17 protein-coding genes are annotated in these 22,131 nt (G+C 67.3%); 11 read left to right on the top strand and 6 right to left on the bottom strand.

The features are described from left to right. Positions 1-139: 139 nt before the first annotated feature. The 5 genes from IEY58_RS00140 (at position 140) to IEY58_RS00160 (ending at position 7,949) form a co-directional block, all read left to right on the top strand. Positions 140-3,505 (top strand): ATP-binding protein, encoded by a 3,366-nt coding sequence (locus IEY58_RS00140; RefSeq protein WP_268237547.1) that lies wholly within the window; start codon positions 140-142, stop codon positions 3,503-3,505. Next, a complete protein-coding gene (locus IEY58_RS00145; RefSeq protein ID WP_189041183.1) occupies positions 3,502-4,758 on the top strand; it encodes a YcaO-like family protein in 1,257 nt (418 codons plus the stop codon). Before IEY58_RS00140 ends, IEY58_RS00145 begins: the two co-directional genes overlap by 4 nt. Beyond that, the gene (locus tag IEY58_RS00150) at positions 4,755-5,873 is read left to right on the top strand and encodes a TfuA-like protein (RefSeq protein ID WP_189041185.1); all 1,119 of its coding nucleotides are present in this window, start codon (positions 4,755-4,757) and stop codon (positions 5,871-5,873) included. The genes IEY58_RS00145 and IEY58_RS00150 overlap by 4 nt, the downstream gene beginning before the upstream one ends. Continuing rightward, positions 5,870-7,300 carry a gluzincin family metallopeptidase gene (locus tag IEY58_RS00155; RefSeq protein ID WP_189041187.1) on the top strand — a complete coding sequence of 477 codons (1,431 nt, stop codon included), beginning with the start codon at positions 5,870-5,872 and terminating at the stop codon, positions 7,298-7,300. The genes IEY58_RS00150 and IEY58_RS00155 overlap by 4 nt, the downstream gene beginning before the upstream one ends. A 70-nt stretch (positions 7,301-7,370) precedes the next feature. Continuing rightward, positions 7,371-7,949, top strand: a complete 579-nt coding sequence (locus tag IEY58_RS00160; protein ID WP_189041189.1) for a hypothetical protein — start codon at positions 7,371-7,373, stop codon at positions 7,947-7,949. Between the two features lie 57 nt (positions 7,950-8,006). Here IEY58_RS00160 and IEY58_RS00165 read toward each other — a convergent pair whose 3' ends face one another. Continuing rightward, positions 8,007-8,423 (bottom strand): hypothetical protein, encoded by a 417-nt coding sequence (locus IEY58_RS00165; RefSeq protein ID WP_189041191.1) that lies wholly within the window; start codon positions 8,421-8,423, stop codon positions 8,007-8,009. Positions 8,424-8,810: 387 nt separating this feature from the next. Here IEY58_RS00165 and IEY58_RS00170 point away from each other — a divergent pair, with 387 nt between their 5' ends. Beyond that, positions 8,811-9,239 carry a response regulator gene (locus IEY58_RS00170; RefSeq protein ID WP_189041193.1) on the top strand — a complete coding sequence of 143 codons (429 nt, stop codon included), beginning with the start codon at positions 8,811-8,813 and terminating at the stop codon, positions 9,237-9,239. Positions 9,240-9,256: 17 nt separating this feature from the next. On the opposite strand, the gene IEY58_RS00175 is transcribed toward IEY58_RS00170, so the two are convergent. The 3 genes from IEY58_RS00175 to IEY58_RS00185 are packed head-to-tail and all read right to left on the bottom strand — an operon-like array spanning position 9,257 to position 14,283. Then, positions 9,257-10,261 carry a response regulator gene (locus IEY58_RS00175; protein WP_189041195.1) on the bottom strand — a complete coding sequence of 335 codons (1,005 nt, stop codon included), beginning with the start codon at positions 10,259-10,261 and terminating at the stop codon, positions 9,257-9,259. A 3-nt stretch (positions 10,262-10,264) separates the two neighbouring features. Then, positions 10,265-13,708, bottom strand: a complete 3,444-nt coding sequence (locus IEY58_RS00180) for a response regulator (protein ID WP_189041197.1) — start codon at positions 13,706-13,708, stop codon at positions 10,265-10,267. Further along, the gene (locus IEY58_RS00185; protein WP_189041199.1) at positions 13,708-14,283 is read right to left on the bottom strand and encodes a YfiR family protein; all 576 of its coding nucleotides are present in this window, start codon (positions 14,281-14,283) and stop codon (positions 13,708-13,710) included. The genes IEY58_RS00180 and IEY58_RS00185 overlap by 1 nt, the downstream gene beginning before the upstream one ends. A 309-nt stretch (positions 14,284-14,592) precedes the next feature. Between IEY58_RS00185 and IEY58_RS00190 the strand changes: the two genes are divergently transcribed. After that, positions 14,593-16,542, top strand: coding sequence for a TonB-dependent receptor plug domain-containing protein (locus IEY58_RS00190; protein WP_189041201.1), 1,950 nt, complete (start codon positions 14,593-14,595; stop codon positions 16,540-16,542). Positions 16,543-16,753: 211 nt separating this feature from the next. Then, complete coding sequence (locus IEY58_RS00195) at positions 16,754-17,443, top strand: type 1 glutamine amidotransferase domain-containing protein (RefSeq protein ID WP_189041203.1); 690 nt, start codon at positions 16,754-16,756, stop codon at positions 17,441-17,443. 74 nt (positions 17,444-17,517) lie between these two features. Here IEY58_RS00195 and IEY58_RS00200 read toward each other — a convergent pair whose 3' ends face one another. Further along, positions 17,518-18,189, bottom strand: coding sequence for a TetR/AcrR family transcriptional regulator (locus tag IEY58_RS00200; RefSeq protein ID WP_189041205.1), 672 nt, complete (start codon positions 18,187-18,189; stop codon positions 17,518-17,520). A gap of 152 nt (positions 18,190-18,341) precedes the next feature. On the opposite strand from IEY58_RS00200, the gene IEY58_RS00205 reads away from it, so the two are divergent. The 3 genes from IEY58_RS00205 to IEY58_RS00215 are packed head-to-tail and all read left to right on the top strand — an operon-like array spanning position 18,342 to position 21,389. After that, positions 18,342-19,340 (top strand): HlyD family secretion protein, encoded by a 999-nt coding sequence (locus tag IEY58_RS00205; RefSeq protein ID WP_189041207.1) that lies wholly within the window; start codon positions 18,342-18,344, stop codon positions 19,338-19,340. Continuing rightward, positions 19,337-20,251, top strand: a complete 915-nt coding sequence (locus IEY58_RS00210; protein WP_189041209.1) for an ABC transporter ATP-binding protein — start codon at positions 19,337-19,339, stop codon at positions 20,249-20,251. Before IEY58_RS00205 ends, IEY58_RS00210 begins: the two co-directional genes overlap by 4 nt. A gap of 13 nt (positions 20,252-20,264) precedes the next feature. Next, positions 20,265-21,389 carry an ABC transporter permease gene (locus tag IEY58_RS00215; RefSeq protein ID WP_189041211.1) on the top strand — a complete coding sequence of 375 codons (1,125 nt, stop codon included), beginning with the start codon at positions 20,265-20,267 and terminating at the stop codon, positions 21,387-21,389. 46 nt (positions 21,390-21,435) lie between these two features. Here the strand turns inward: IEY58_RS00215 and IEY58_RS00220 are convergent, their stop codons facing one another. After that, positions 21,436-22,080 (bottom strand): CGNR zinc finger domain-containing protein, encoded by a 645-nt coding sequence (locus tag IEY58_RS00220; RefSeq protein WP_189041213.1) that lies wholly within the window; start codon positions 22,078-22,080, stop codon positions 21,436-21,438. Positions 22,081-22,131: the final 51 nt, after the last annotated feature.

Below are 22,131 nucleotides of genomic sequence, written 5' to 3' on the forward strand. Positions count from 1 at the left end.
CCTCAACCCAAGGGCGATAGCCAATATAGGCCGTGCGATGAGCGCGAAGTGTGGGCTTGTTCACAGGCGGATTCGGGTAGGCATCCGTTGCATCGCACCCTAGAGGTGAACGGCAACTTACCCCATAATCCCGTGGCAAATTTGGGGGAGCAAGTCCGTGCGGGAATGGTTGGCATCCATCGGCCTTGGTGCGCGCGCCGATGCGTTCGTCAATCAACAGATCGAGTTTTCTCACCTCGTCGAACTGACGGACGAGGATCTGAAGGAGCTCGGGCTCACGATCGGCGAGCGCAAGCGCCTGCGCCAGGCTTTGAAGGCGCTAGCCGATGACCGGCCAGCGGGCAACCCCGCGCGCGTGGAGACACGAGGCCCGGCGGCGCCCGCCGAGCGCCGTCCGCTCACCGTCGTCTTCGTCGACATCGTCGATTCCGCGGCCCTGGGCGAAACGCTCGAGCCGGAGGATCTGCTCGAGATCATCCGGCAATATCGCGAGCTGTGCGGCCGTATCGTCCAACGCTATGGCGGCGTGGTCGCGCGCTTCGTCGGCGACGGGACGTTGGCATATTTCTCCTATCCGACCGCGCACGAGGATGACCCGGTGAGGGCGGTCCGCGCGTCGGTCGAGATCGTGCAGGAGCTCGGCGCGCTCGAAACGTCGCTCGGGTTTCCGCTGCAGGTGCGGATCGGCGTCGCCACCGGGCGGGTCGTGATCAGCGACCTGTTTGCTGGCGGTGCCCTGGAGAAAAGCTCGATCGTCGGGTCGACGCCCAACCTCGCCGCCCGGCTGCAGGCGCTGGCGCGGCCGAACGGCATCGTGGTCGCGGCGGAAACCTATGTCCGGGTGCGGCGCCGGTTCGAGTGCGAGGACCTGGGCTCGCACGAGCTCAAGGGCTTCAAGGCACCCGTCTCTGTATACCGCGTGCTGGGCGACCGGCCGACCGACCAGAAGAGCGCCCGCGAGCATCTGACGCCATTCCAAGGCCGATCAACGGAGGTCGCGGCACTGCAGAACGCCTGGCAACAGGCGGCTGCCGGGCGGGCAAATGCCGTGCTCCTCGTCGGCGACGCCGGCATCGGCAAGTCGCGGCTCGTCGCACAATTCCTCGAACACATCCCCCCGGAGGCGGCCCTCCTGCGCTTCGCCGCCTCGCCGTTCGATCTCGACAGTCCGCTGCACCCGGTCATCGAGCAGCTTCGGGAGAGCGCCGGCATCGCGCAGGACGGCACGGATGCCGGCAAGCTTGACAAGATCCGCGCCACCCTGGCCGGCAGCGCGCAGGATCGCGAGCGGGCGTTGCCGGTGATCGCCGAGCTGCTGAGAGTGCCTTGCGCGGCCTCGGACACGGCCGGGATGACGGCGGCAAAGCGCAAGGAACGTGCGCTCTCGACGCTGGTCGAGCAGGTCCTCCTCGCGGCGGATCGCGCCCCGCTGGTCGTCGTGGTCGAGGATCTCCACTGGCTCGATCCTTCCTCGCTCGAACTGTTGTCGGTACTCATCGAGCGCATAGACCGTCGGCGCATCCTGCTCCTGCTGACCAGTCGTCCCGGCTTTTCGGCGCCGTGGACCGAAAAGCCCCCGGTCGTCTGCCTCGGGCTGCAGCGGCTCGGGACGGAAGACATCCTGGAAATGGTGCAGAACCTGGCCGGGAACCGCCCGGTGGCGCTGCAGCTCGCCTATCAGATCGTCAACAAGACGGATGGCGTGCCCTTGTTCGTCGAGGAGTTCGTGCGTTCGTTGCTGCAGCGCGGACGGGGCGACCTTCTGAGTGCCGCGCTGCCGGAACAGGGGGGCATGGCGATCCCGGCCTCGCTGCACGAGCTGCTGATCGCCCGGCTCGACCGGTCCGGGCCGGCGAAGCTTGTGGCTCAGGCCGCGGCGGTGATCGGGCGGGGGGACATCCGTCCGGACCTGCTTGCCGAAGCCCTGCAGACGACCGCGGACAAGCTGCGGGACGCGCTCGCCCTGCTGGCCGAGGCGGGCCTGCTCTATCCCGACGGCGGGGCGAACGCCGTGCGCTATCGCTTCGGCCACGATCTGGTCCGCGACGCGGCCTATGACAGCCTGCTGCGCGATCATCGCCGCGACCTGCATGCGCGCGTGGCCCATGCCTTGTTGCGCCTTGCCCCGGAAATCGCCGAAGACCAGCCGGAACTGCTGGCGCTCCACCTGATGGAGGGCGGCCTGCCGGACGAGTCGATACCCTATTGGCTCACCGGCGGACGACGGAGCCTGGCGCGCTCGGCGCTCACCGAAGGAAACCGGCTGCTGCGGCGTGCGCTCCAGGCGCTCGATCTCCTGCCTGACAGCCCGGATCGGGTCGAGCGGCGCCTGGAGGTGATGGGTCTGCTCGGGCCTGTGCTGATCGCGCTCCATGGGCCCGGTTCGACGGAGGCCCATGCGCTCTACGTGACGGCCTACGAGCTCTGCCAGAACCACCGCGAAATGCGCTCCCACTACCCGATCTATTGGGGTTGGTGGCGGCTGTCGCGCGACTTTCGGGTCATGGCGGAACGCGCGAGCGCGTTGCTCACGCGCGCCTCCGACCGCGGCGACCCGGACCTGCAGCTCCAGGCGCATCATTGCAACTGGGCGAGCCACTACAACAGCGGCGATCTCGACGGCTGCCTTTCGCATATCGATGCCGGCATGGCGATCTACCGCTCTGGTTCCTACGAGGCGCACGCGAGCCTCTACGGCAATCACGACGCGCGGGTCTGCGCGCACGGCGAGCTCGCTCAGGTCTACTGGATGCAAGGACGGACGAGTGCGGCGCTGATTGAAGAGCAGTCCTCGGTCGAGGCGGCCGCGAGCCTGGGGCATCTCGGGAGCATCATTCACGCCAAGGACATGGCGCTGCTGCACCGGGTCTATCGCGGGGATCATGCCGACGTCTGGCAAATGGCCAACGAGCTCATTCGCTTCGCGTCCGATCACGGATTTTCCGATCATCGGGCGAAGGGGCTGATCTTTCGCGGCTGGGCAGCCGCCCATCTCGGCGACACGACGAGCGGCCTCGAGGCGCTGCTTGCGGGGCTCGAACGGCAGCGGGAGATCGGGACCCGCGAGGATTTTCCGATCTATGCCTGCCTGCATGCCGAAGCGCTCGCGGCCAACGGCCGAGCGGACGAGGGGCTGGATGAGTTGACGCGCGCCCGCGTCGAATTCGAGGAGATCGGGCTTCGCATCTGGCTGCCCGAGGTCCTGCGGGTGCAGGCCGAGATGCTGATGCTGGTCGATCCGCACCGGAGCGAGCGCGCGTTGACCCTGCTCGAGGCGGCGGCCCGGGAGGCGGAGGTCCAGGGCGTCGCGATGCTCGGGCTTCGCATCGCAACGAGCCAGGCCCGGTTGCTGATGTGCGAGCGGCGCGGCAAGGAAGCCTTGCAGCTCATCCGTGCGGCGCGCGCCCAGGTGCCGGACCGCACGGCTTGCCGAGAACTCGTCGCGGCGGACGCGTTGGAGGGGCGGTTGCTCGACCGTCGCTCGAATGTGCGCGTGGACCCATGAGGGCGGACGAGGCCGACGCGGGCGAGAAAGCCTGGTGGGACGGCACCCATCGAACGGTCCCTCCGGCGGAGACGCTCGCTCGATTGAAGCCGCTCCTGCCGGCGATCGGGGTCACGAGGGTCGCCTGCCAAACCGGCCTGGACCGGGTCGGAATCCCGGTCGTCAGCGCCATTCGGCCGAACTCCAGATCGATCGCCGCCCATCAGGGCAAAGGGCTGGGCGTGGAGGCCGCCAAGGCGTCCGCCATCATGGAGGCTGCTGAGGCATTCCATGCCGAAAACATCCGGCACCCGCTGCGCCTGGCGCGCTTCGAGGAACTGGCCAGCCGGGCGCTCGATCCGGCCCGCCTGCCGCTGACCCATTCGGGCAAGGACCCGCACGCGGAGCGTATCCTGTGGGTCGAAGGCGTGGATCTGCGCCGGCACGAGCACACCTGGGTCCCCTTCGAGCTCGTGAGTGCCGACTACACCTATCCGCAACCGGCGGGCAGCGGTCTGTTCCAGGCGACGACGAACGGGCTCGGCGCGGGCAATCATCCGCTCGAGGCCATGACGCACGCGCTCTACGAGGTCGTCGAACGGGATGCCATCGCACTCTGGCGCGCGGCGCCAGCGCATCTGAAAGCCAAGAGCGCGGTCGATCCCGCGTCGATTACCGATCCCTCGAACCGCGCGGTGCTCGAACGGCTCGCGGTGGCGGGCCTTGCGGTCCATGTGTGGGATGTGACGTCCGACGTCGGCATCCCGGCCTATCTCTGCCTCATCGTGCCGGAGCGGGCCGGCGACGAGACCGAGCCGGAACTGGGCTCGGGTTGCCATGTCGCGCCGGCCGTGGCGTTGAACCGCGCCATGACCGAGGCGGCACAGGCCCGCCTGACGCGGATTGTCGGTGCGCGCGACGACTTCATCCCGGACTCCTACGAGGAGACGACGCGGCAGCACAGATACGATACGGCCCGGCAATGGCGCGACCTGGCCCGGGCCCCCCGGCGCCCGATGGCGGAGGCGGCTCTTCGGGCAACCTTGCGGGACGACCTGGACCACGGCCTCAGCCGCCTCGAAGCCGCGGGCCTCGGCCGTGCCGTCTGGGTGGATCTCAGCTGGCCGGAAATCGGCGTTCCGGTCGGGCGGCTCGTGGTCGAAGGGCTGGAGGGGCCGTGGACGCCGCCCGGGGGCGGCTACGTACCGGGCGCCCGCGCGCTCATGATGGGGCAGGGGACATTGGGGCCGGGGACATGGGGGCAGGGGCCATGACGACGCTCGTCTTTCTCGGCCCGACGCTGCACGTCGCCGATGCCGCGCGCATCCTGCCGGCGACCTACCTGCCACCGGCGGCACAGGGCGACGTCTATCGCGCCGTGCGGGCCCATCAGCCGAAGGTCGTAGCACTGATCGACGGGCAGTTCCTGACCTCGGCCGCCGTCTGGCACCGGGAACTGCTCTGGGCGATGGACCAGGGCGTCCGGGTCTATGGGGCGGCGAGCATGGGGGCGCTGCGCGCCGCGGAACTCCATGTCTACGGCATGGCTGGCGTGGGCCGGATCTTCGCTGCCTATCGCGATGGGCGGTTCGCCCCCTATGACGACCCGTTCGAGGATGACGACGAGGTCGCGGTGATCCATGGGCCGGCGGAGCTCGGCTCGCAGCCGCTATCCGACGCGATGGTCGATCTTCGGGCGAGCCTCGCTACGGCAACGGCGGAGGGCGTGATCGAGTTCGAGGCGCGGGACGCGCTTGTGGCCGCGATGAAGTCGCTGCATTTCCCGGAACGAAGCTTCGGGCGGCTGATCGAGGCAGCCGCCGAGGTCATCGGCCGGTCCCAGGCTGCCGATCTTGGGGAGTGGCTCGCGGTCCGGCCGGTTTCGCAGAAGCGGCAGGACGCCATCGCCCTGCTGGAACGGCTGGCGATGCCGGCTTCGCCTGCCCCACCGATCCCCTTCCGGTTCGAACGCGCCCTGGTGTGGGAACGGTTCGTTCTGTCGGCGGCGGCGCTCAGCGCTGAGGAACGCGCCGTACTGAAGAGGCTTGGCGAAGACAAGGCCGCGTGGGAGCATGCCGCTACTTTGGCGCGTGCGCGGCTCGCACGTCTCGGCGCCGCCGAGGATGGCGATGTCGCGGTCAACGGAGATGCGCTTGCTCGAGAGTTGGACCGTCTGCGCGAAACCTTCGGCCTCAACCCTCGGGCGCGGCTTGATCAGTGGCGCCGGGACAACGGGCTTTCGGGCCATGGTCTCGCCGCTCTGCTGGAGCGCGAGGCCCTCATCGCGGAAGGCCCCGAACCGCCGGGCTTCGAACAGGCCTTGCTCGACGTGCTGCGCATGACCGGCGGATACGAGCGGCTCAGTACCGAAGGACGGGATCTCCGATGACCGGTATCACGACCGGCACGCGGTTCCGCCTGTTTCCGAAGTTCGCCGAGGGCTATGCGGAGCCGGAGACCGTCGTCCTCAGTCCCCCGCGGGGCACCGTCGGCATCGGCCCGTCCGACAGCACGATGTATGCGATCAACGCGCTCGACAAGAGCTCGCCCTATGATCCGCCGGTCTACATGCCGCCTTACCAGGGGCCGCAGCTCGCGCCGGCGCGCCCCGGCCCCGACGGGAACTTCGACCACATCCCGGTCGAGTCTCCGGAATTCCCGCCGGCGCATCTCTATGGCGTCACCCGCTTCACGCTCGACGTCTGGGAACGGTACCTGACCCGTCCCGTGGTGTGGTGGCATGCCGCCGTCTATCCGCGGATCGAGCTCGTGCCGGTCGTGCACTGGGACAATGCCCATTCGGGCTCGGGCTTCATCGAGACGGGCTTCCGGCGGAACTACCTCGGGCGACTCGAGCCCTTCTGCTTCAATCTTGACGTGATTGCGCACGAGACGGGCCACGCCATCCTGTTTTCCGAGTTGGGTGTGCCGACGCCCGCGGACATCCATGCCCACTTCCTCGCCTTCCACGAAAGCTTTTCGGACCTCATCGCGCTTATCACCGGGCTGCATTTCCCCTCGGTTGCGGTGCGCCTGCTCGAGCAGACCGGGGGTAACCTCTACATCACCAACCTGGTCAACCGCTTCGGCGAGATCTCGAAGAGCGAGCAGATCCGCATCGTATCGAACGATGTCGTCATGGCGGACGTGGCCGGCCTCGTCGTTCGCCCCGACGGGACGTGGGTCGATCCGCTCGGCCTCTACCGCGACGCCCATGCGTTGGCCCAGCCGCTGACCGGCGCTATCTTCGATATCCTGGTCGAGATCTTCCAGGACGAGCTTGCCGCCCGTCGCCTGATCGCGCCCGAGCTTGATCCCAGAGGCTGGACCCGCGCTGATGTTGCCGAGGCGCTTGAGCCCATCAGCCACGAAACGGCCGCGGCGTTCGCCCGTTTCCGCGCCGGCTTTCATCAGGCCCTGGTCCACGCCCGCGACGTCGTCGGCGCCAGCATGGCGTTCGCCATCCGTACGCTGCACCCGGAAACGCTCACGTTCGACCGCGTGGCCTGGCGGTTCGTCCAAGGGGCGGCGCGGGCCGGGGCCGGCAAGCACCTGCCGGCGATCGTGCAGCATTTCCTCGACCGCGGCATCGATCCGCTGATCGGCGAGCGTGCCGATGCCGTGGCGCCAGGGTCTCCGCTTTGGCATCGGCTGCCCTATGCCGAGCGAATGCGGCGCATGACGGCACTGCGGCAGATCTGCTGCGGCGGTATCGCCGGATGCGGTTGCCGCAGCATGCATGATTTCGTCCATGCCCGGCGGCTGCTGCGCCACGATCAACGGGCCGTCGGTACCGCGATCGGTACTTTGTCGTAGCGAGCGTAGGCTCGGACACTATATGGTTGTGGCCGCTGGATTTTAGGTGGGCAGCAGGGGAACCGAGCTCATGGCAAAGAATGTGAAGACGCCAGATTCTTTGGCGAGTTTTGGGGAAACTCTAGCTTCCCCGTCGCTGGTCCGGCTGTTCGGCCGCCGTTTCACCGGCCTCGATGTCAATCTGGACGAGCTGCAGGCGCTGCGGGCACAGCCGGGCCGCGGTGCCTTGCGCGCCCAACTGGATCCGGATCTCGATCCCAAGCTCGCTCGCATCTACGGCTTCAGCTACCAGGGAAACTATTACAAGCTGAGCGTTGCCACGGTGTTCCTCGTCCACGGCGATGGCGAGCCGGTGGTTGCGGGCCAGACCCCGCCGATCGACCTCAGCATTCTCGGCGTCGAATTCAAGGACGAGGTCTTCGCCGAGAGCGTGCGCATGTGGGCTTATGATCAGCTCGACGCCGCGATCCGCATCGACATCACGAACGGCTGGCTGCAGGACGTCCTGCTGAATCAGGAACTTGGGTCCTCGGGGAATGTCACGGGCGGCGATCTGGTCGGCCGGTCCGATCTGGTGGGGCGGTCCGACCTCGTCGGCCGTTCGGACCTTGTGGGGCGCTCCGATCTGACGTCGCGTACGCGACGCTGACCGGCGGCGGGAAACGCGACCGCCATAGGGTGCGGTGCGACGCCCGCCAAACCCATCTTACGCGCGGAATAGACAGCGACGCGCTTGATAGGATGCGCGGCGGCCTGAAATCGCCGTGGTCGCCGCGCCTTTCAAGCCGCCACGCGCGAGTTCATTGAGACTCTCGTCCGGATAGCAGATGACGCTCCGATCCGTGTTGGCGCATTGATGCGGCCGGGCCGCCCTGCCGTCTGACGGCACGGGCCCGAAACCGAAGCGGGCCGGTCCGCGCTCGACATTGCCGTCCGCGGGCTTGGGGGGAACTGACCCCCACACCAGATAGGCGCACAGCGTCTCTACGATATGGGCGGCAATCTCCGATGCCTGCTTCTCGGAGATGGTGCCGTCGGGCGCCGGGTCCACGCCGTGGATCGCCATCCACAGTGACAGGTAGCCGGCGATCTCGCCCATCGAGTAGTCGGGACTTTCGCTCATTGCTCCTCCTAACCGCGCGTGCCGCCATGAAGGCTTGACCATGGTGCGCGCAATGGGCCGCGGCGCTCCGGAGGTCGAGAGGTTCGGGTCGAGCGATCGCCGCTTGGCCGGGACGGCACCGGCCTGGGCTTGCGGGTACTATCGGGCAGCCGGCGGCGGCCGGCCGATGAAGCTGTTCACACGACCGTCACGTTCTTGTCGCTGATGGTCTCGTCTTCAGCGTGTGGCCGAAAAAGGCGAGCTCGCGCCCGCTCAGTCGGCCAAGCCATCCACCGTGGACGCGATCCCGCAAATGAGCTGCGAACGCTCGATTTGAGTGCGATGATTGCAGCAGTTTCGTTGTGCCGGCTTCGGCATGCGGACGGAGCCCCGACAACCGAGGTCCTAATGCCTGATCAGCCCGATGGCTCGAACGTTGAGGCGTCCCAGCGGTCGCGGCAGATCCTGGTTGCCGACGACGACCCGGTGATGCAGGTGCTGGTCTCGGCCTTTCTCGAGAAGGCCGGCTATCGCGTGACGCTCGCCGACGACGGTGCCGAGGCGGTCGCGGCGGCGGCCAGGCAGACGTTCGATCTGATTCTGATCGATCTCAACATGCCGGTCATGGACGGGGCGACAGCGGCGGCCTGCATTCGTGCCGGCGAAGCGCACGGGCGGCGCGTCCCGATCGTTGCTCTCACTGCGGCGGTAGGCACCGCCGAGCAAGCCCAGGCCCTGGCGTCCGGCGTCGATGCGTTCTTGGCCAAGCCGTTCGACCGCGATGGGCTGCTCAGCACGGTTGCGCGCTATGCCGGGCCGGCGCCCGCCGATCGATAGCTCTGGCCGACAGGTCGTTACGCGGCGACCGCGCCCACGGCTTCGCGGCTGTCCCAAAGCGCCTTGAGCTCGACGATGCGCGGCAGGATCTCGATGAAGCGATCGATGAGGCGTGGCTCGAAATGCTTGCCCCGGCCCGCGAGCATCGTCTCGATCGCCCGTTCGATCGGCCAGGCTTCCTTGTAGGGCCGCTTCATGGTGAGCGCGTCGAACACATCGGCCACGGCAACGATGCGTGCCGATTCCGGAATCGCCTTGCCGGCGAGGCCATGGGGATAGCCGCTGCCGTCCCATTTCTCGTGATGTGCGAGCGCCACTTCGGCTCCGACCCGAAACAGCGGCGCCTCGCTCTGGCTCAGGATATGGTGCCCGATCGTCGTGTGGGTCTCCATGATCCGCCATTCCTCGGGGTCGAGCTTGGCGGGTTTGCGCAGGATCGCGTCCGGGATGCCGAGCTTGCCCGTGTCGTGCAGCGGGGCTGCGAGCTCGAGCAGAATGCAGCGCGCCGGGTCCCAGCCGCACGCGTCGGCAAGCGCCCCCGAATAAGCGGCCATGCGCCAGATATGAACGCCGGTGTCGGCATCGTTGAAATGACCGGCGGTACCCAGCATGTAGACGGCGCCGCGGTGGCTCTTCTCGAGCGCCGCGGCGCCGACCAGCGACAGGTGCGTGCGCACGCGCGCCCGGACGATTACCGGCGTCACCGGCTTCGTGATGTAGTCGACCGCGCCCGCGTCGAACCCGGCCGCTTCGTCGCCGGCTTCGCTCAAGGCCGTGACGAAGATGACGGGGATCGCTTCGGTCCGTGGATCCGCCTTCAGCCGGCGGCAGACCTCGTAGCCGTTCATGTCCGGCATGCTGATGTCCAGGAGGATCAGGGACGGCTGATGCTTGGCGGCGGCGGCGAGCGCCTCGACGCCGCTGCGGGCGAATACCAGCCGATAGTCGCTGTCGAGCACCTGACGGAGGGCCGAAAGGTTGGCCGGTTCATCATCGACAATCAGGATCGGACCATAAGGCATGTTCTAATCCTTTAACGAAATGCCAAAGTCGGCGGCGAACTGGTGGACGAGTTCCTCGGCGCCACGGAAATTGAAGTCGTCGAGGCGTGCCTGAATGGCGGCGACAACCGGGGCCGGAATATCGTTTGGCGACGATCCGAGCAGACGCTCCGCGCCATCCGGATTGTCGGTGTCGAGCGCTTGCAGCAGCTCCAGCAGCAGCGGGCGTGCCACGGCCGGGTCGACCGTGATCGCCGACGACACCGGTGGCGGTGCAACACGGGGGGCCAGGACCGAGATCGCTTCGAGGGTTTCCGCGAGGACGGTCCGCAACCGATCGTAGGTCGGCCCGATATCCGCGCCATCCGCCGTCGCTGCCTCGGCCGTGGCTGCGAGCTTGGCGATCTCGGTCAGCACCAGGCTGCCGGCCGTGCCCTTCAGCTTGTGCAGCAGGGCGGCGGTGGCGGCCTCGTCGCCTTTGGTGCGGAAGGCGTCCAGCCGGTCCAGGCAGTCGGCATACTCGGTGGCGAACTTCGCCAGGACCTTGTGGTAGATCTCCGGCTCCTGCCAGATGCCGAGCGCTTTCTGGATGTCGATGATCGGCGCGCGCTCGATCGCGGCTGGCGGCGTCGCATCCGTCTCGCCATTCGGCGTGGATGGCTGCAGCTGGGCCTCGGCATGACCGGTCAGCCGGCGGATGGTCTCGATCAATGTTTCGACATCGAACGGCTTCGCCACGAACCCGTTCATGCCGGCGTTGCGCGCGGCGTCCTGCTGCGTCTTGAAGGCGCCGGCGGTGAGCGCCACGACCGGCAGGTCTGCAAACGCCGGTCGCTGGCGGATCGAGCGCGTGGTCTCGTAGCCGTCCATCTCCGGCATCTGCACGTCCATCAGCACGATGTCGACCGTGTCCGGATGGGTGCTGAGCCAGTCGATCGCGGCGCGACCGTTCGCCGCCAGATGGACGATGGCGCCGTCGGCGGTGAGGATGCGCTCCGCTACCTCGCGGTTGATCTCGCTGTCGTCGACGACCAGCGCGCGGATGCCGGGCAGCCGCTTCTGCTGGTCGGGCGAGGGCAGCGGCAGATGGTCGGTGCCGCCGCGGCGACGGCAGGCTTCCGCCACGGCATTGTAGAGGTTGGAGCTTGTCACCGGCTTGCTCAGCACGGCATCGACCAGTGCTACTTTCGGCTGCTTCACCAGCTCCTCGCGCGAATAGGCGGTCGCCATGACGACGATCGGCAGCGGCTCCGGCGACAGCGTGCGGATCGCCTCGGTCGCGGCGAGGCCGTCCATCCCGGCCATGCGCCAGTCGAGCAGGATCGCCTCGAAGTTCCGCCCGCTCTCGAGACGGGCCGCGACTTTCTCGACCGCAGCCTCGCCGGACGAGACGGCGGTCGTGTGCCAGCCGATGGCGGCAGCCGTGCGCACGAGGGTGTCGCGCGCCACGGCGCTGTCGTCGGCGACCAGAATGTCGAGGTTGCTCAGGTCCGGCGGCGCATAGGTCGCGGCGGCGTTCCATTCGAAGGGAAGGGTGAACCAGAATTCGCTGCCCTTGCCGGGCTCGCTCACGACACCGATCTCGCCGCCCATCTCGGTGACCAGGTGCCGGCAGATGGTGAGCCCCAGCCCCGTGCCGCCGAACCGGCGGGTGGTCGACACGTCGGCCTGCGCGAACGCCGAGAAGATCTGCGGCTGCTTGTCCAACGGAATGCCGATGCCGGTGTCGCGCACGGAGAAACGGAATGTCGCGCGTCCGCGGCTGTGGTCGACCATCGTCACCGTCACGACCACCTCGCCGCGCGGCGTGAATTTGATGGCATTGCCGGTCAGGTTGATCAGCACCTGCTCGAGCCGGTGCGCGTCGCCAATGAGCGTGCCGCCGAACGACGGCGGCGGATCGATCACCAGCTCCAGATCCTTGTCGCCGGCGTTGGCCGACATGATCGTCGCCAGATTGTCGAGCACGTCGCCGAGCCGGAACGGGGCGGATTCGATCTCCAGCCGGCCGGCCTCGATCTTCGAAAAATCGAGGATGTCGTTGATGATGGACTGGAGCGAGCGGCCGGCGTTCCTGATCTTGCGGACGAGGTCGCGCGCATCGTGGCTGAGCGGGGCTTGCTCCAGCAGGTAGGCCAAGCCCAGGACCGCATTCATCGGCGTGCGGATCTCGTGGCTCATGTTGGCGAGGAAGTCCGCCTTGGCGCGACTCGCGGCCTCTGCCTCCTCTGTCCGGCTGACGAGCGCCCGGTTCGAGATCTCGAGCTCGCGGGTGCGTTCCGCTACCCGCTGCTCGAGCTCCGCGTTGAGGCGCCGGACCTCGCGCTCGGCCGCGCGCCGGTCGTCGACGTCGATGATCGAGCCGATCCATTCGGTCACCTCGCCCGTCTCGTCGGCGAGCGGCACCGCACGCAGCGTCACCTCGCGATAGCGCTCGGCGGCAGCGTGCCAGAGCCGCGCGTCGAACTCGAACGAGGCCGGATCATGGAAGGCGGCCGACCATCGATGGTCGAGCTCGTCCTGGTCGTCCGGGTGGAACGCCTGGCGCCAGCCGAGCCCGAGATAGGCCGAGGGATCCTGCCCGGTGAAGGCCGACCACGACTCCTGGGGTTCGCCAAAGCCGCCGTGCGCGTCGCCGACCCAGATGACCGACGAGATGGCCGCGACGAGCGTGCGGTTGCGCATCTCGCTCACCTGGAGCGATCTCTGGATGTCGCGGCGCTCGACGATCTCGCGCTCTAGCGATTGCTTGGAGGATTCGAGCGCTTCGGTCCGGGTGGCGATTTCCGCCAGCATGCCGTTGAACGCGTCGACCAGATAGCCGATCTCGTCGTCGGTCGTCTTGGTGGCGCGCAGATGGAAATTGCGTTCCTCGATCACCCGCTTGGCGACCGCGGTCACCGACTGGATCGAGCGCGTCACATAGGCCTGCAGCGAGCCCGAGATGCCGAGCCCGACCACCAGGCTCGCCAACATGACCGCGCCCAATATGCGCAGATATTCCCAGAGCCGCTGCTCGAGCCCGTAGTGGGCCCGGAGATAGACGGTCCCCAGGATTTCGCTCTTGCTGGCGATCTGTTTGAACAGCGTCAGTTCGTCGTTGTCGATGCTGTACCCATCGGCTTCGGGCAGACCGGCGAGGGTTGCTTCCGGCGTACCCGGGCGCAGGTACTTCGCGAAGAGCTGGCCGTTTGCGGTATAGATCGCCGCGGCGATGATTTCAGGCTTGGCCCGGAGCAGCGCCAGATTCTCGGCGCCGACCTTCTCGTCGTTGAATTCAAGGGCCGCGACGCTCGCCTGGCCGATGATGTCGGCGTGGGTCGTAAGCTCGGTCACAAGCGCGCGGCGATATTCGTGCAAGTCGTTGTAGAGCAATGCTGCGCCTGCCACCAACACGGTGCAGAAATTGACCGCCAGCACCATCAGCAGCCATTTGTAGCGGATCGAGCGCAGGCCGACGTTCGGCATCACGAGCCTCCGTTCTGGACCTGGAGGGCGACGCTCAGCAGGCGCGAGCTCACCTTGAGGCCGTTGCGCTCGGCGCCGGCGAGAGAGATCTCGAAGCGGACCTTGTTGTCAGCCAGAACGAAATTGATGACGCTGCCATCGCCAAGCCCGCCCGTCGCTTCGGTGACGGTCAAGACCGGCCGCGACTGGACCGCGCTCAGGAGCCGCTTCAGATCGCCGTTCTCCTCGCGGCCGATGAACAGGATCTGCGTTCCGCTCGCCGCCTGGCCGGGCTTCAGCGGGGCGACGACAAGGGGATGGCCGTTCACCGAAAGGCCGGCCAGCTGCTGCTTCAGCTCGGTCATGAGCTTGTCGGCGCCGATGACGCCGATGACCATGGGTTCGCTGGCGTCGTGGAAGGCCGAGGCAGGCCATTCGACATAACCGGCGAATTTGTAGAGATAGGCGGCCTTGACCGCATATTCGACATCGCTCGCATCGGCGGCCCGGACGCCGGCGGGCTGGCAGAACAACAAGCTCAGCGCAAGCAGCGCAGGCTTGATTCTGCCATCCCATGGCGAGTCGGACCGGCCCATGCGGAACCACCTTGGCGTGCGGAGCCCCCGAGCCATGGTTCGCGGCCGAGGCGCGACTTAATCGTGCAATGTAGCGCGACCGAACTCCCCGCGCGCGTCGTAGCTTAGCATCATCCGAAGCCGATTAACGGATGATTGAGAACTCCCGCGATAAGCAGTTGAAGTGCTGCGCCGCAGCGAGCGCTGCACGGGCGAAAGCACGAAATTTCTGCTATGTTTAGCTGTGCAACCGGGCAATGTTTTAAACGAGCAATACCCCGTCCCGCGTAAACGCGTAGCGACGAAGCCGTCGCGAACTGGGAGCCGCTCATGCCTTCGTTCCTTCGGCGTCTCGATCGCGGGACGCTCGGCGCCGCGGCGGCGTCGGCTTTGCTGGCATCTTGGACGTCCGTCGGTTGGGCGAACGACGCCCCGCCGCTCTCGACGGCGAACCTGAGCGGCCTTTCGCTCGAGGAACTGGGCAACATCGACATCACCTCGGTCTCCAAGAAGGCGGAGCCGCTCAGCGACGCGCCGGCGGCGGTCTACGTCATTACCCACGACGACATCATCCGCTCCGGCGCCATGACCATTCCGGAAATGCTGCGCCTGGCGCCGAACCTGCAGGTGGCGCAGATCAGCGCGCAGAGCTATGCGATCTCGGCGCGCGGCTTCAACAGCGTCGACGCCGACAAGCTGCTGGTGCTGATCGACGGCCGCAGCGTCTACACCCCGCTCTACGGCGGGGTGCTGTGGGACGAGCAGGACGTGCTGCCGCAGAATGTGGAGCGCATCGAGGTGATCAGCGGGCCGGGGGCGACGCTCTGGGGCGCCAATGCGGTGAACGGCGTCATCAACATCATCACCCGGAAATCGGAGGACACGCAGGGCGGCAGTCTCACGCTTCAGCTCGGCAACCGGGACGATCGCGCGAGCCTGCAATACGGCGGGACCCTGGAGCCTGACCTCAGCTACCGGGTCTATGTCGAGGGTTTCTCGACCCGCAGCGACAAGCTTTCGACCGGCGAGAACGCCAACGACGGCTGGTCGAAGTCGCAAGGCGGCGTTCGGCTGGACTGGACGCCGGCCAACGACCGCGTGACCGTCGAGGGCGACTACTATCGCGGGACCGAGGAGGTGACCCGGACCCTCGACACGGCCATCTCCGGCGGCGACCTGCAGGCCACCTGGCAGCATCGGCTCGCCGACGGCTCCCAGCTGCAGCTCTTCGGCTACTATGACGGGACGAACCGCTCCGTGGGCAGTACCCTCGGCTATTCGCTCAACACCTACGACCTCGAGGCGCAGCACAGCTTTACGCTCGGCGAGCGGCACGACATCGTGTGGGGCGGCGGCTTGCGGGTTTATCAGGACCAGTTCAACGCCGCGACCGGCGCTCTGGCCTTTGTGCCCTCCCGGCGCGTCCAGTCGCTCTCCGACATTTTTGCGCAAGACACGATCGCGCTGACGGAGCGGCTCAAGCTGACGGTCGGCATGAAGCTCGAGGACGACCCCTATTCGGGCTGGGCGCCGCTGCCGAGCGGGCGGCTGTCGTGGAAGGCGGACGACGGCGTGCTGCTATGGTCGGCAGTTTCACGCGCGGTCCGGGCGCCGACCCGGTTCGATCGGGACCTGCTCGCGGTCGAAGTGCCCGGCGTGCTGCTGCTGACCGGCAATCACGATTTCCAGTCGGAGAAACTGACGGCGTACGAAGTCGGCACCCGGGTCCAGCCGACCAGCACGACGTCCTTCTCCGTTTCCGGCTTCTACAACGTCTACGACGATCTCCGCAGCGTCGAATTTGTGCAGAGCAACGGCCTGCCGTTGATCACGGCCTGGGGCAACATGATGGAGGGTGAGACCTACGGCGTCGAGATCTGGGGCGACTATCGGCCGACGCCCTGGTGGCGGCTCAGCGCCGGGTTCAACGTGCTGCATGAGGCGCTGCATTTCAAGGCCGGCGCCAGCAGACTGAACAATCTTGGCGAGGCCGGCAACGACCCGCATCACCAGGCGTCGGTACGGTCGTCGATTGACCTCGGCGACGACATTACCTGGGATCTCGACCTGCGTCAGATCGGCGCGCTGCCCAACTCGCCCGTGCCGAGCTATTTCGAGCTGAATGCCAAGATCGCCTGGCGCGTGTCGCAGGCCGTGGAATTGTCGCTTTCCGGCCTCAACCTGCTGCATGCGCATCATCTCGAGTACGTGCAGCCCGGTGCCACGATCGGCGCCGAGGTGGAACGGACGGTCTATGCCGGCGCGACCTGGCATTTCTGAGGCGCTCATCAAGCTGCGGCGCCGGATTGATCCGCGGCGCTCATCGCCTACCTGATGCTTCTGCGCCTCGACGACCTGTCACTGCATTGAATTGGACGAGGCGTACCCTGGTTCGAAACCCGGTCGGGAGATGGGTCTTCTGACCCCGTCCTTTGAGCGGTCGGCACAGTCCCGCATGCCGTCCCTTTCCTGCCAAGCAAAGGAGCGAGCTATGAAAATCCTGATGGTCCTGACTTCCCACGACGAGCTCGGCAACACCGGGCGCAAGACCGGCTTCTGGCTCGAGGAGCTTGCAGCACCGTACTACGTGTTCAAGGACGCCGGTGCCGAGATCGTGCTCGCGTCGCCGAAGGGCGGCCAGCCGCCGCTCGATCCGAAGAGCAACGAGCCGAGCTTCCAGACCGAGCTGACACACCGCTTCGAGGCCGATGCCGGCGCCAAGGCGCAGCTTGCGTCGACGGTCCGCCTCGACAGCGTCAAGCCGCAGAACTTCGACACCGTGTTCTATCCCGGCGGTCACGGCCCGATGTGGGACCTGGCTGAGGACCCGAACTCGATCAAGCTGATCGAGGGCTTTCTTGCCGCTCACAAGCCCGTAGCCCTGGTCTGCCACGCGCCGGGCGTGCTGCGCCATGTAAAGACGCCGGCCGGCCGGCCGCTGGTCGAGGGCAAGAACGTCACCGGCTTCACCAATACCGAGGAAGAAGCCGTAGGCCTGACCCATGTGGTACCGTTTCTGGTCGAGGATGAGCTGAGGTCGAAGGGCGGCCATTTCTCGAAGACCGAGGACTGGGGCGTCCATGTGGTCACGGACGGCCTGCTCATCACCGGGCAGAACCCGGCTTCGTCGGGCCCAGCCGCGACGGAGCTTCTGGGACTGTTGGCGAAGCTCAGCCGATAGCCGCGAGGAGCCTGAGGTTCGGGAGGTGCGGCACCTGCGCCTCCCACGCGGCCGCCGGCTGGATGGCCGGTAGCCTATGCGCCTGTCGCCTTGTCGGGCAGTTCGACGCCCGCCTGGCGCAGCAACCGGATCAGGTAACCGCGCAAAGCCTCGGGCGTATCGCCGGTCGAGGGGGTGATCACGACGCGCTGGACGAGTGCGCCGATCAGCATGTCGGCGAGCAGCTCCGGGTCCGAGGCGGCAGGCACCAGGCCGGCCTCGCGCATGCGGACGAGCGCCCGAACGAAGGCGTTGCGGCGCGGCAGAAGATAATTCTCGCGATAGACCGCCATCAGGCTCGGGCAATCGGCGATCGAGCCGATCAGCCGGGTCAATAGCTTGCGCACCTGTGGCCGCGCGATCGCGCCGCACGCATCGATGAGCAGGGCAAGGAACATATCGGGCGGCGTCCTGTCCATGACCTCGACCGAGGGGCCGATCGTGCTGCGAAAGACCTCGATCGCTTGCGCCAGCAGCACCTCCCGGCTCGACCAGCGCCGGTAGATGCTGGTCTTCGCCACACCTGCACGCTTGGCGATCTTCTCAATGCTGGCGCCCTGAACGCCGTGCTCGAAGAAGAGCTCCATGGCGGCGCGCAAAATCGCGTCGTCGACGGCACGGCTGCGCGGCCGCCCCTGGGGTGCGGGGGCCGCTTCCGTTAAAGCCGCGGCCGGAGACGTGATCTCGCTCGTTCTCGAAGTCGCCATCGTGCGGGTGAGCCTAGCACACGGTCGTTGTTTCCATAGCCCGACAAGCCACTTGCGTCGCGAATAAATACGATCCAGTATCGTATTGTAAATGACGCCACATTGCCAGCGGCCATGCGTCCGGCAGGTTCTTGCGAAGGGCAGGGACGAACATGCGGTGGATCATCATCCTGATCGTCTTCGGCGCGGCCGCTGCGACGCTGTGGTGGTCCGAGCAGCGCGCCTCCGAGGCGCCGGCCTGGCAAGGCTATGCAGAGGCCGACTACGTCAAGGTCGGACCGGTCTTCGAGGGGCAGCTGACCCGGGTTTCGGTGGCGCGCGGCGATGCGGTCGCGGCCGGCGAGGCGCTCTTCCAGCAGGACCCGATGGCGGAGCTTGCGCAGCGGGACCAGGCGGCTCGCCAGCTGGGGCAAGCAGAACAGCAGCTCGCCAATCTCGAGGCCGCGAGCAAACCGACGGAGATCCTCCAGGCCGAAGCCAACCTCGCGGACGCGCGCGCGACGCTCACCCGCAGCAAGGCCGATCTCGAGCGCAGCGAAACCCTGCTACGGGGTGGCCACTCGACACAGCAGACCGTGGATCAGCTGCGTGCCGCCTACCTTTCGGCCGAGGCGAGAGTGCGGGCGACCGACGCGGCTCTCGAGCAGGCGCAGGCACCGATGGGCCGTGAGGCCGAGATCAAGGCGCAACGCGCCGCCGTCGATGCCGCGCGCGCAGCGCTCGCCATGGCGGAGTGGCGGCTGGAACAACGGTCCGTGGCGGCCCCCGTCGCGGGCCGCGTCGCCGACGTTCTGGCACGGCCGGGCGAGACCATGGCGGCGGGCGCCCCCGTGGTGTCGCTCCTGCCGCCGCAAAACATCTTCATCCGTTTCTTCGTCCCGGAGAGTGCCGTCGGCGGTCTCCATCGCGGCGACGCCGTCGCGTTTGCCTGCGACGGCTGCCCGCCTGATCTCGTCGGCACGATCTCGTTCATCGCGCCGCAGGCCGAATACACCCCACCGGTCATCTACAGCGAAGCGTCGCGCACGAAGCTCGTGTTCCTGATCGAGGCCCGGCCGCGGCCGGCGCAGGCGGCAAGCCTCAATCCAGGCCAGCCGATGGAGGTTCGGCCGGTGGCGCCCGGCCCGCAGGCGGCGGGAGGTCGGAAGTGAGCGGCTTCGTCATCGACGTGCACGGGCTCAGCAAGAGTTTCGGCGAGCGCAAGGTCATCGACGGCCTCGACCTCGCCGTTGCGTCCGGTGAGATTTGCGGCTTCCTCGGCGCCAACGGCAGCGGCAAGACGACGACGATCCGCCTGCTGTGCGGGCTGCTGACGCCTGACGGCGGCCATGGCACCTGCCTCGGGCTCGACGTCGTCAAGGACGCGCCGCTTATCCGCCGCAAGGTCGGCTACATGACGCAGCGCTTCAGCCTCTACGAGGATCTGACCGTCGCCGAAAATCTCGAGTTCGTCGCCAGCGTCTACGAGATGCCGGACCGCCGCCGCGCGGTCGAACGCATCATTACGCGGATGGGTCTCGAGGATCGCGCGGGCCAACTGGCAGGGCAATTGTCGGGCGGCTGGAAGCAACGCCTGGCACTCGCGGCGAGCGTGCTCCACGAGCCGCAACTGTTGCTGCTCGACGAGCCGACCGCCGGCGTCGATGCCCAGGCGCGCCGGGAATTCTGGGATCTCATCCACGACATGGCGGGTGAGGGCCTGACCACGCTGGTGTCGACCCACTACATGGACGAGGCCGAGCGCTGCAAGCGCATCGTCTATCTGTCGAATGGCCAGATCCTCGTGCAGGGTGCCCCGGACGAGGTCGCCCGCCAGGCCGGCCTCGTGACATTCGAGGCGACCGGCGCCGAGATCGACGAAGCGGCGCGCCGCCTGCGCAAGCTGCCCGGGGTCGAGGCGGCCGCCGTGTTCGGCCGCGCGCTCCACATTGCCGGCACCGATCGCGCGGCGCTCGAGCGCGCCATCGCCGCGACGCGCAGCGGTCTCGCCTGGCGCGAGGTCGAACCCCGGCTCGAAGACGTCTTCATCCATCTGCTGAGCCCAACGGAGCGCCAGCCATGACGGGGGGCGAGGCATGACCGGCTTCTCGTGGCGGCGCTTCCTCGCCGTCCTGCGCAAGGAATGGATCCAGGTGCGGCGCGATCCGATGACGCTGCGCCTCATCATCGCGCTGCCGGTGATGCAGCTCTTCCTCTTCGGCTATGCGATCAACGCCGATCCCAAGCACCTGCCGACCGGCCTGCTGTCGGCCGACCATTCGCGCTATGAGCGCACCATCATCGCAGCGCTCGAGAACACCGGCTATTACGTCATCAGGCCCATGGCGTCCGAAGCCGCGGCTGAGCAGGCGCTCGCCGAAGGCGACGTCTATTTCGTCATCAACATCCCGCCGAATTTCGAGCGGTCGATCGATCGCGGCGAGGTGCCGTCGATCCTGGTCGATGCCGATGGCACCGATCCGTCGGCGATCGGCAACGCAACCGCGGCGCTCGACACTCTTGTCACCGTGCTCGACCGCGACCTGCCGCCAGTGCTGCGCAGCGAGCCGGCGCCGCCGCCGTTCCGGTTCACGATCCATGCCCGGTACAACCCGGAGCGCCTGACCGTCCTCAACATCGTGCCGGGCCTGCTCTGCATCGTCCTCACCTTCTCGACGCTGATCGTCACCACGCTTTCGATCACGCGGGAACGCGAGCGCGGCACGATGGAGAACCTCCTGGCGATGCCGGTCAGGCCGGTTGAGGTGATGGTTGCCAAGATCGTGCCCTATATCGGTGTGGGATATCTCCAGGTCGTGCTGATCCTGGCGATCTCGGCGCTCGTCTTTCAGGTGCCGATCCGCGGCTCGGTCGGGCTGCTCGCCATCGCCCTCGGTCTCTTCATCGCGAGCAATCTGGCGCTGGGATTCGCATTCTCGACCATCGCCACCAATCAGATGCAGGCGATGCAGCTGGCCCAGTTCACCCTGCTGCCGTCGATCCTGCTGTCGGGCTTCATGTTCCCCTTCGCCGGCATGCCGGTATGGGCGCAATGGTTCGGTGAGATCTTCCCGACCACCCATGCGCTGCGCATCGTCCGCGGCGTTCTCCTGAAGGGCAACGGCGCCGCCGAGATCCTGCCGGAGATCTGGCCGATCGCGGCCTTCACCCTCGTGGTCGCGGCCGCCGCGATCTGGTTCTACCGCGAGACGCTCGACTGATGCGCGAGACCGGCCCGATCGGCACGGCGCTACGCCTCCGGCTCGCCTAGCTTGAACCGTCGCTTCCATGCTGGTGCGCCTTTTGCCGATGGCGGTGGGCGGCCTGTTTCGCGCGGTTGCCGCAGATCGCCATGACGCACCACCGCCGCGCATGGCCGCGCGTGTGGTCGGCGAACAGCAGTGTGCAGGCCGGGCCTTCGCAGGCTTTCACGTGCGTGAAATCCTCGGTGCAGACGAGCTCTGCCAAGGCCTGCCCGATCGGCAGCAGCAGCGCCTCGGGCGTGCGCCACCGGCCGACCGTCTGAAGCTCGAAGAGGCCTGGCCCCGTCGTCTGCCGGGGCACGATCCGGCTGAAGCTGTCGTCGCGCTCCAGCAGGCGGTTCAGCGGCGTCAGCTCGGCCAGAGCCTCGGCGGTCAAAGGGTGGCCCTTGTGCTGCCGAACGAAGCCCCGGAACCATTCGCGCAGGTTGCGGGCCTGAGCCGCGACCTTGTCGAGCTCGCCCGGAAGGGCGCGTGCCCTCATGTCCCTCAGCACTTCGGCGGGCACGAGATGCGCCTGCTCGAGCCAGCTTAGATAGCCCTCGCCGTCCTCGATCCAGTCGACGGGGGTATCGATCGGCGTCGCGATCGAATTCAGAAAATCCAGTCCGAGCGCATCGGCGACGAAAATCGCAGGCGAACGGTGGTCCATCACAACTCCTATCCCGGCCCCCGGCGCTATTCGCCGAGGGCAATCATGTGC

The sequence above is a fragment of the Aliidongia dinghuensis genome (genome assembly GCF_014643535.1).
Classification (GTDB): domain Bacteria; phylum Pseudomonadota; class Alphaproteobacteria; order ATCC43930; family CGMCC-115725; genus Aliidongia; species Aliidongia dinghuensis.